This is a genomic window from Serratia sp. GW822-FHT06E05, assembly GCF_058799445.1.
Window position 1 is genome coordinate 502100 of record NZ_JBXALM010000002.1, and the last position, 9682, is coordinate 511781.

The following is a 9682-nucleotide window of genomic DNA, read 5'->3' on the forward strand; positions in this document are numbered from 1 at the left end:
AAGTTTCTCCTGAAGACGGGTTATTTTTTTAGCTATGCCCTAGGGATTCCAAGTTGTGGCTTGAAAGGCGGCGGGCTTAGTGGAATTCGGTAATTGCGCCAGCAGCCAGGTGACGATCAACAGATCGGCACTGCCACCTGGGCTGAGATTGCGGTGAATGCACTCGGCGTCGAACTGCCGCAGGCGTGCTATGCCCTGCTTGCCCTGGGCTCCCCCCTGCGCCAGCAGTTCGCCGGCACGCCGCTGCAACCAGCGCAGGCCTTCGAGACCGCCGCGTGAGGCGACGTTGGTGTCATCGTTGTTGGCCATTAGCCACAGCAGGCTGTCCATCAGCGCCGTTTGCTCATCGTACCCGGCGTTCAGCCGTTGCAGGTACAGCGGCAGCGCACCGTTAATCACCCGCTCGAAGCCGGACTCTGCCTCGCCGCGCGCGCCGCTCAGGCCGTGTTGGGCAAACAGCCTTTGGCCGGCAGTCTGCAACGCATTGCGCTGTTGCAGCTCGCGCGCCACCAGCCCACGACACATCGACGCCACTTCGGCGCACAGCGTGGCGGCGTCAATAGGCTGCAGCCTCTGGGACAGGCGGCCGAAAGCGGTACACAACAGGCCGAGGGAAAATACGCTGCCTTTATGGGTGTTGACGCCACCGGTGGCCTGAAACATGTGGTTTTCGCAGGCCAGCCCCAGCGGACGCAGCCTGATCAACTGCTCGGCAGCCGGGCAACGGGCGTCTTCCTGCCCCTGACGGACAAAGCGCGGTAGCCAGATGCCGATAGCGCGGGCGCTGCGGTAAAAATGGCCGATGTTCATGTCCCGGTGGGCGCCGTTGTTGTGGCGATCCACCAGCCCCGGTTTGGGCGTCAGGTTCACCTCGACCAACAGGGCGCGGTAGGCGGCATGGGCAAAGCCACTGACCCGCGCCGATGGGCTACACCGGGTGAGTTCAACGGGTTGAGAGCGCATCATTGAGCATCCTTTCCATTTCCTGCAGCAGCTGTTCGCTGCTGTGTCGCCGCTGACGGGCGCAGATTTTGGCCGGCTGGCTGCACAGCAGGCAGCGGCGCTCCGCCAGCCCCAGATCGCGGCGCGATAAAATATGGCCCGCGGGATCCAACACGTCGATATCCCACAGCCGACCTATCGGCTGCTGAACCTCCAACTGCATGGCGCAGTCTTTCACCCGTTGGGCATCGGCCTGCAGCGCCATAAACCCTTCACAACCGGTGGAAAGCGCCAGCGCTTCCGCCTGCAGGCAGTGCCAGTTTTGCTCATGCCCCATTTGCTGCAGCGCCTGCCAGCCGAGGTTGAAGATGTTGCGGGTCAGGGCACTGTCTTTTACCGCACCGGGCACCACCAGCGTCAGCACCAGCAGCGTGGAAGCGTGCTGAGCCTGCCACGCCTGCTGCCGTGCCTGGCGGCACTCGCGGCTGGTCAGCAGTTCCGGCAGGCTGACGGTGCGGTTGGCGGCCAGTTCAGGAGGGACACAGGTCATCACGTTACTCCGCCACCTGATGCACCACGTCGATCACCGAACCGTCGCGATAACGCACGACCGCCACCACTTTGTCGGTGAAGGCGATCGGCTGCGGTTCGCCGGTCAGCAACAGCGCACGCTGGCGCAGCCAGTCGATGCCAACCACCGGCAGCCCAGCCTCTTGCAGCCGCTGCGCCAACTCCGGCCGCGCCGGGTTGACGGCAATACCGTGATCGGTAACCAAAATGTCGATGCTGGAGCCCGGCGTGACGCAGGTAGTCACCTGCTCGACCAGCGTTGGAATGCGCCCGCGCACCAGCGGTGCGACGATGATCGCCAACCGTGCCGCCGCGGCGGTGTCGCAGTGACCGCCAGAAGCCCCGCGCAGCACGCCGTCGGAACCGGTCAGCACGTTGACGTTGAAGCCGGTATCGATTTCCAGCGCGCTTAGCACCACCACGTCAAGCCGGTCGACCGAAGCGCCCTTCGAACTGAAGTTGGCGTACTGATTGGCGCTGATTTCAATGTGGTTGGGATTGCGCGCCAACGACATCGCCGCCGCGCGGTCAAAACTCTGCACGTCCAGCAGGCGAGCAATCAGCCCTTTTTCATGCAGATCCACCATGGTTGAGGTAATGCCGCCGAGGGCGAAACCGGCGCGAACGCCACGCGCGCGCATTTTGTCTTCCAGAAAACGCGTCACCGCCAACGAAGCCCCACCGGTGCCGGTTTGCAGCGAGAAACCTTCGGTAAAGAAGCCGGAACCGGCAATCACTTCGGCGGCGCGGCGGGCAATCAGTAATTCACGCGGGTTAGAAGTCATGCGGGTGGCGTCGGCACCGATCTTGTCGGCGTCCCCCACTCGCTCGAGTTGAACAATCAGATCGACCCGATCCTGCGCCAGGCTGGCCGGATGATGTGGATAAGGCAGGATCGCTTCGGTCAGCAACACCACGGTGCCTGCGGTATCGGCATCCACTTTGGCGTAGCCCAACGAACCGCAGCAGGCTTCGCCGCTGTAGCCGTTGGCATTGCCAAATTCGTCGCAGGCCGGAACCCCGAGGAAAGCGACGTCTATCGCCAGCTCACCGGACTCGATCAGGTTGACGCGGCCACCGTGGGAGTGAATTTGTACCGGTTCGGCCAGCAGGCCGCGTGAGATGGCATCCGCCAGCGGGCCGCGCAGGCCGGAGGTGTAAATGCGGCTCACCACCCCGTTGCGGATATGGCCGACCAGCGGCGCATGGCATTCGCTCAGCGAGCTGGAGGCCAGCGTCAGGTTGCGGAACCCCATCGCCGCCAGCGTTTCCATCACCTGATTCAGCGCCAGATCGCCGCCGCGAAATGCATGGTGGAAAGAGATGGTCATTCCGTCCTGCAAACCGCTGCGGCGTACCGCCTGTTCCAGCGTGTCGCAGCGTTTGATATCGCGCGGTTTGCGCGCCTGCAGGTTGGCCTTGGAGGCATCCTGATAGCAGCGCAGGTCCGCCAGGTTGTTCAGGGTCATCAGTCGTTGTTGGCGTTTCATTATGCTTCCTCTCCGTGCTGAACCGACGCTTCGCGGATGCCGGAAAGCGCTGCGCGTTGCAATACCAGCCGCGCGCGTTCAATCACCGGGCTGTCGACCATCTTGCCGTTGAGCGACACTACCCCGCGCCCTTCCTGCTCCGCCGCCGCCGCGGCATCCACCACCCGCTGGGCGTGAGCCACTTCCTTGGCGGTTGGCGCATACAGGTTGTGCAGCAGTTCAATTTGCCGTGGGTTAATCAGGGATTTGCCGTCGAAACCGAGCTGTTTGATCAGCGCCGCTTCCTGCAGGAAGCCGGTTTCGTTATTGGCATCGGAATACACGGTGTCGAACGCCTGAATGCCCGCGGCCCGCGCCGCCTGTAATATCGAGCAACGCGCAAACAGCAGCTCAATACCCTCCGGCGAACGTTCGGTACGCAGGTTGCGCACGTAGTCTTCCGCGCCGAGCGCGATGCCGATCAATCGCGGTGAGGCATGGGCGATGGCGACCGCCTGGGTGATCCCCGCCGCCGACTCAATCGCCGCCAGCAGGCCGGTACTGCCCACCGGGCGCCCGCAGTCGGCTTCGATGGCGGCAATTTCGCGATCCATATCCACCACGTCCTGCGCGCTGTCGGTTTTCGGCAGGCGCACGATGTCCGCCCCACCGCGCACTACCGCCTGCAGATCCGCCAGCCCGTAGGCGGAATCCAGCGCGTTGACGCGCACAATGGTTTCCACTTCCTGATACAGCGGGTGTTGCAACGCGTGATACACCAGCCGCCGCGCGGCGTCTTTTTCGCGCAGGATCACCGAGTCTTCCAGATCGAACATCAGCGCATCGGCCTGATAGATAAAGGCGTTGCTCACCATGGCCGCATTGGCACCGGGCACGAACAGCATGCTGCGGCGCAGACGGTGTTTATTCAGCGTTTTCATGACGCGCCCCCCATGGCAGTAGACCGTTGTCGCTGGCGCGCATCAGCGCGGTTTCCAGCCGGGCCCGCAGCACGCAGTCGAGCGCGCCTTTGTCGTCCACCATCACCTGCACCGGCTCCACCTGATAACGTTGCAGCACCTCCAGCAACGTTTGGCGGATGGCTTCGCCGAACTGTTTCTCTACGCTGCTGGCGATCAGCAGATCGTGTTCCGGCCCCTCGGCGGGGGCGATGCGCACCATGACATCGCTGGATTCCAGCGTGCCGGCCATTGCTTCTCGGATAATTTTCATCTTTCACCTGATTGTGCGGATTCAAAGGGGGGTGTCGCCGGCTTGGCCCGGCGCTGCGTTTGCAAATCTTGCAGGTAATACAGGGTGTCTGGCGGCACCAGCGGCGCGGCGGCGTGAAAGTCACCGGCGGCCAGCAGCTTGCGCACCCAGGAGGCGGAGATCGCCGTGCCCTGATATTGCAAACGCTCGATTTCCACCAGCGCGATCGGCGGGCTGGGCAGCGCCGGGGTTTCCAGCCAATAACGCATATCGCGGTTGTACTTGGCGGTGACCGCGCAGAAAGGCTCGTTGCCGACGAAGCGGTGGGTAATGCCCAACGCGGGCGCCAGATACTGACGGAAGATCTTCAGATCGATTTCGGTGTAGCAGTCGTCGGCAATACCTTGATCTTTAATGAAGTAACAGGGGAAGGTGGCGCGTGAAATGACGTATTGCGACCCTTCGTGCACCGTCAGGTTAGGAATGTCTGCGGTGCCCGCCAGCACCAGCCGCCGCCGATCTTCATAGCTGAAGCGCGAAGTATTTTCCTTGACCAAAAACAGGTGCAGCCAGTCGCATTGCGCAGCGGCCTGGCGCACCAGGTATTGGTGGCCGCGGGTAAAGGGGTTGGCGTTCATCACGATACTGCCGATGGTGGTGCCCGGCCGGCGCTGGCCCGCTAACTGAGCGGCATAGCGTTTCAGCCGGCACGGGCTGTTTTCCATCAGCACCACGATGCCCGGCACCCGGGCGATGGGGTAGAAACCGCATTGCTGGAACAGCGGCTCATTTTGGATTTTGGTGTAGATAAACAGCTGGGTGTGATGGCGTTCATAAGCCAGATTCACCAGCTCCGTTGCCAACGTCAGCCCCAAACCTTCGCCGCGCATTTGCGGGCTGATGGCGACGCATTTGATAATATTGTCGGCAATGCCGCCGCAGGCGACCAACTTATCGTTTTGCGTCACGGTAATAAATATTTCAACCGTGGTGTCAATATTCAGATCGTTACTACGCAGGAAAGCATTAATCTGCGCGATACTTTTATGATCGGACCTTTTGACTCGATTAAATAGGATGTCGCCCAACATAACACGCTCTCTGGGTTAACTATTAAATAACAAAACAAATACAAAAAAGAGTGTCAATTAACATTTATCACAGTAATTAAAACCTTAAAAACCATGGAGATAAATCCGCCAAGGACACTTAATGAAACAATGGTAAACAGAAAAAAATAGCGAATTATTGACCTGTTTCACAAACCCCTTTCGGTTAATAAGTTATTTAATGTTCTTTATTTACTTAATTATTTTTATGGTGTTTATTATTGAGATAATCTTTATTTTACGCGGCAATTAACTTACATTTTCGTAGCATATTGATCGCAATCTGCAAGACGACGGGGAGACGGGATTCACTATGGAATGGCTGAATATACTGATCGTCGAAGACGAAACGCCGCTGGCAGAAATGCACGCGGAATTTATCCGGCAAAACGGCGGCTGCCGACAAATCTGGTTGGCGGGTACCCTGGCGCAGGCCCGTACCATGGCAGAGCGCTTCAAGCCGGATCTGATCCTGCTGGATAACTTCCTGCCCGACGGCCAGGGTATTGAGCTGCTGCGCGAACTGACGCTGAGCGGTTATGCCGGCGGTATCGTCTTTATCACCGCCGCCAGCGACATGGACACCGTGGCCGAAGCCCTGCGCTACGGGGTGTTCGATTACCTGATCAAACCGCTGGCCTATGATCGGCTGGCCCATACACTATTGCGCTTCAGCCAGCGGCACCAGGCGCTGAAGGATAAGGCACACCTTAACCAGCGCCGCATTGATCAGATGTTCAATACCTACGCCCGCGGCGAGCCTATGGCGACATTGCCGGCAGGCATCGATGAGCTGACGCTGGTTAAAATACGCGGGCTGTTCGAACAGCCCTCGGCCAGCCACACCGCTGAAAGCGTTGCGCAACAGATGGGGTTAAGCCGCACCACGGCACGCCGTTATCTGGAGTTTTGTACCGCCGCCCAGCAGCTGCGCGCCGAAATCATTTACGGTAAGGTAGGCCGTCCGCAGCGGATTTACCGGCCTGCTCAGCCAGAATAAGCGGTTATTTGATCGCCCCTGCAAGCTTGAATGTAACCGCTTTACTTTTTGGGTTCTCCTCAGCATCTTATTCGGCATGATGCCCCTCTACTCTGCCGACAGGACGATCGCCGATGAGTGCTCTGCCCTCTCCTTCCCTGAAAGACCTTATTGCCCGCCGGGACTGGCAAAATCCGGCCTGCATCCATTATCAGCGGCTGGCTGCGCATCCACCTTTTGCGAGCTGGCGCGATCTGAATGCGGCGCGTGACGACAGCCCCAGCAGCAGCCAGAAAACGTTAAACGGCGACTGGCAGTTCAGCTATTACCGCAGCCCGCAGGCGGTGCCCGAAGCCTGGCTGCGGCAGGACCTGCCCGATGCCGACCGGCTGGCGGTGCCGTCCAACTGGCAACTTGCCGGTTATGACGCGCCGATCTACACCAACGTCCGCTACCCGATCCCGGTTAACCCGCCGCTGGTCCCGGAAGAAAACCCGACCGGTTGCTATTCCCGCCAGTTTACCGTCGATCCCACCTGGCTGGCCGAGGGGCAGACGCGCATTATCTTTGACGGCGTCAACTCGGCGTTTTACCTGTGGTGCAACGGCCATTGGGTCGGCTATTCGCAAGACAGCCGTCTGCCCGCCGAATTTGACCTCAGTCCCTGGCTACAGGCCGGTGAGAACAGACTGGCGGTAATGGTGCTGCGCTGGTGCGATGGCAGCTATCTGGAAGATCAGGATATGTGGCGCATGAGCGGGATTTTCCGCGACGTCAGCCTGCTGCATAAACCCGCCGCCCACCTGAGCGATATTCGCATCACAACCCCGCTTTACGACGGCTTCCGCCGTGGTGAACTGGTGGTGGAAGCGCACGTCAATCGGCCGACACAGCACCGGGTGCAACTGCAGCTGTGGCGCGATGGCCAGCTGATTGGCGAAAAAATCCAGGCGCTCGGCAGCGAAATTATCGACGAGCGCGGCGCCTATGATGACCGCACAACGCTGCGTCTGCCGGTGGAACAGCCTGCGCTATGGAGCGCTGAAACCCCAACGCTGTACCGGGCCACGCTGGCACTGTTGGCACCAGACGGGGAAATTATTGAGGTGGAAGCCTATGACGTTGGCTTCCGTCAGATCGACATCAGCAACGGGTTGCTGAAGCTGAACGGCCAGCCGCTGCTGATCCGCGGCACCAACCGGCATGAACATCATCCGCAGCACGGCCAGGTGATGGATGAAGCCACGATGCGCCACGACATTCTGTTGATGAAACAGCACAACTTCAATGCGGTGCGCTGCTCGCACTACCCCAATCACCCGCTGTGGTACCGGCTGTGCGACCGCTATGGGCTGTACGTGGTCGACGAAGCCAATATTGAAACCCACGGCATGCAGCCGATGAACCGGCTTTCCGACGATCCGCTGTGGCTACCGGCGATGAGCGAGCGCGTGACGCGCATGGTGCAGCGGGATCGCAACCATCCCTGCATTATTATCTGGTCGCTGGGCAACGAATCCGGCCACGGCTGCAACCACGACGCGCTTTATCGCTGGGTGAAAAGCCAGGACCCTACTCGCCCGGTGCAGTATGAAGGCGGCGGCGCCAACAGCGCCGCAACCGACATTATCTGCCCGATGTACGCCCGGGTGGATCAGGATCAGCCGTTCCCTGCCGTGCCCAAGTGGTCGATCAAGAAGTGGATCGGCCTGCCGGATGAACAGCGGCCGCTGATCCTGTGCGAATACGCTCACGCGATGGGCAACAGCTTCGGCGGTTTTGACCGTTATTGGCAGGCCTTCCGCCAGTATCCGCGCTTGCAAGGTGGCTTCGTCTGGGACTGGGTCGATCAGGCTCTCACCCGCCGCGATGACAACGGAGATGAGTACTGGGCCTACGGCGGCGACTTCGGCGACACGCCTAACGATCGGCAATTCTGCCTTAACGGTCTGGTGTTCCCCGATCGCACACCACATCCGGCGCTGTTCGAGGCGCAACGCGCCCAGCAGTTTTTCCAATTTGCCTTCGATGCCACAACGCTGACGTTGACCGTCAGCAGCGAGTACCTGTTCCGCCATAGCGATAACGAACGGCTGGACTGGCGGCTTGAGCTGGACGGCCTAGAACGCGCCAGCGGCAGCTTTGACCTCGCGCTACCGCCGCAGGGCAGCGCCAGCTTCCACCTGCTAGACCGCTTGCCAATACTTCATCAGCCCGGCGAGCTGTGGCTGAATGTGGCGGTGGTACAGCCCAAGGCCACCGACTGGTCCGAAGCCAACCATCGCTGCGCCTGGGATCAATGGCCGGTACCGCGCACGCTGCATTTGGCGCCGCCAGCAACGAAAAGCGTTGCCCCGCAGCTGAGCCAGAATGACCGGACGATTGAGATTAGCCATGGCAAGCAACGCTGGCAGTTTGCCCGCGAAAATGGCCTCCTGAGCCAGTGGTGGCAAGATGGCGAAGCGCTGCTGCTGACGCCGCTGCAAGATAACTTTATCCGTGCGCCGTTGGATAACGACATCGGCATCAGCGAAGTGGAACGTATCGATCCCAATGCCTGGGTCGAACGCTGGAAGCTGGCCGGCATGTACCGGCTGGAAGAGCACTGCGTGCTGCTGCAGGCCGATCTGCTGAGCGACGGCGTACGGGTGGTGAGCGAGCACCGGTTCGGGGTAGATGGGGAAACGCTGCTGTGCAGCCGCAAACAGTGGTTGTTCGACAGCCAGGGCGCGGTCAGCGTCAGCGTTGACGTCGCGATCGCCGCCAGCCTGCCGCCACCGGCGCGTATCGGCCTGACCTGCCAACTGGCGGACACCCATCCGCAGGCACAATGGCTGGGCCTGGGGCCGCATGAAAACTATCCGGACCGTCGCCTTGCCGCGCAATTCGGGCGCTGGCAACGACCGCTGGAAGAACTGCACACGCCGTACATCTTCCCCGGCGAAAACGGCCTGCGCTGCGACACCCGCCAGTTGCAGTACGGCCACTGGCACGTCGACGGGCAGTTCCACTTTTCACTCAGCCGCTACGGCCTGCGTCAGTTGATGGACTGTAGCCACCAACATCTGTTGCAGCCGGAAGCCGGTACCTGGCTCAACCTCGACGGCTTCCATATGGGGGTCGGCGGCGACGATTCCTGGAGCCCGAGCGTCAATGCGGACTACCTGCTCAGTCGCAGCCATTACCACTATCAGCTGCGGTTAAAACGCGCGGAACTGGGCTAAATCTGCCAAAACCTCAACGGGTTGCGCATTCTGTAAGCAAACAGTCACAGAATGCGTAATCCGCCTTTGACATGCTGCCAACACCCCGTTATGATTCCGGCCGTTCACACGATTCCTCTGTAGTTCAGTCGGTAGAACGGCGGACTGTTAATCCGTATGTCACTGGTTCGAGTCCAG

Annotated in this window: 8 protein-coding genes; 2 read left to right on the forward strand and 6 right to left on the reverse strand. The window is 60.4% G+C overall.

The features are described from left to right. Window positions 1–39 precede the first annotated feature (39 nt). The 6 genes from citG to citC are packed head-to-tail and all read right to left on the reverse strand — an operon-like array spanning window position 40 to window position 5284. The gene (citG, locus tag AC1RKC_RS09970; RefSeq protein WP_493092433.1) at window positions 40–963 is read right to left on the reverse strand and encodes a triphosphoribosyl-dephospho-CoA synthase CitG; all 924 of its coding nucleotides are present in this window, start codon (window positions 961–963) and stop codon (window positions 40–42) included. Further along, window positions 944–1492, reverse strand: a complete 549-nt coding sequence (citX, locus tag AC1RKC_RS09975; RefSeq protein WP_493092308.1) for a citrate lyase holo-[acyl-carrier protein] synthase — start codon at window positions 1490–1492, stop codon at window positions 944–946. Before citX ends, citG begins: the two co-directional genes overlap by 20 nt. A gap of 4 nt (window positions 1493–1496) precedes the next feature. After that, a complete protein-coding gene (gene citF, locus AC1RKC_RS09980) occupies window positions 1497–3002 on the reverse strand; it encodes a citrate lyase subunit alpha (RefSeq protein WP_044552441.1) in 1506 nt (501 codons plus the stop codon). Beyond that, complete coding sequence (gene citE, locus AC1RKC_RS09985; RefSeq protein WP_020827712.1) at window positions 3002–3922, reverse strand: citrate (pro-3S)-lyase subunit beta; 921 nt, start codon at window positions 3920–3922, stop codon at window positions 3002–3004. Before citE ends, citF begins: the two co-directional genes overlap by 1 nt. Beyond that, window positions 3906–4214 carry a citrate lyase acyl carrier protein gene (gene citD, locus AC1RKC_RS09990; protein ID WP_046373129.1) on the reverse strand — a complete coding sequence of 103 codons (309 nt, stop codon included), beginning with the start codon at window positions 4212–4214 and terminating at the stop codon, window positions 3906–3908. Before citD ends, citE begins: the two co-directional genes overlap by 17 nt. Further along, window positions 4211–5284 carry a [citrate (pro-3S)-lyase] ligase gene (citC, locus tag AC1RKC_RS09995; RefSeq protein ID WP_493092307.1) on the reverse strand — a complete coding sequence of 358 codons (1074 nt, stop codon included), beginning with the start codon at window positions 5282–5284 and terminating at the stop codon, window positions 4211–4213. Before citC ends, citD begins: the two co-directional genes overlap by 4 nt. A gap of 331 nt (window positions 5285–5615) precedes the next feature. On the opposite strand from citC, the gene dpiA reads away from it, so the two are divergent. Both dpiA and AC1RKC_RS10005 read left to right on the forward strand, forming a co-directional pair. After that, window positions 5616–6302, forward strand: coding sequence for a two-component response regulator DpiA (gene dpiA / locus AC1RKC_RS10000; protein WP_493092306.1), 687 nt, complete (start codon window positions 5616–5618; stop codon window positions 6300–6302). Window positions 6303–6415: 113 nt separating this feature from the next. Then, the gene (locus tag AC1RKC_RS10005) at window positions 6416–9505 is read left to right on the forward strand and encodes a beta-galactosidase (RefSeq protein WP_493092305.1); all 3090 of its coding nucleotides are present in this window, start codon (window positions 6416–6418) and stop codon (window positions 9503–9505) included. The last annotated feature ends 177 nt before the right edge of the window (window positions 9506–9682 follow it).

What these genes read in the sequence shown, in the direction of transcription:
- citG (WP_493092433.1), bottom strand. Translation starts at nt 963, where the DNA reads ATGCGCTCTCAACCCGTTGAACTCACCCGGTGTAGCCCATCGGCGCGG.
- citX (WP_493092308.1), bottom strand. Translation starts at nt 1,492, where the DNA reads ATGACCTGTGTCCCTCCTGAACTGGCCGCCAACCGCACCGTCAGCCTG.
- citF (WP_044552441.1), bottom strand. Translation starts at nt 3,002, where the DNA reads ATGAAACGCCAACAACGACTGATGACCCTGAACAACCTGGCGGACCTG.
- citE (WP_020827712.1), bottom strand. Translation starts at nt 3,922, where the DNA reads ATGAAAACGCTGAATAAACACCGTCTGCGCCGCAGCATGCTGTTCGTG.
- citD (WP_046373129.1), bottom strand. Translation starts at nt 4,214, where the DNA reads ATGAAAATTATCCGAGAAGCAATGGCCGGCACGCTGGAATCCAGCGAT.
- citC (WP_493092307.1), bottom strand. Translation starts at nt 5,284, where the DNA reads ATGTTGGGCGACATCCTATTTAATCGAGTCAAAAGGTCCGATCATAAA.
- dpiA (WP_493092306.1), top strand. Translation starts at nt 5,616, where the DNA reads ATGGAATGGCTGAATATACTGATCGTCGAAGACGAAACGCCGCTGGCA.
- AC1RKC_RS10005 (WP_493092305.1), top strand. Translation starts at nt 6,416, where the DNA reads ATGAGTGCTCTGCCCTCTCCTTCCCTGAAAGACCTTATTGCCCGCCGG.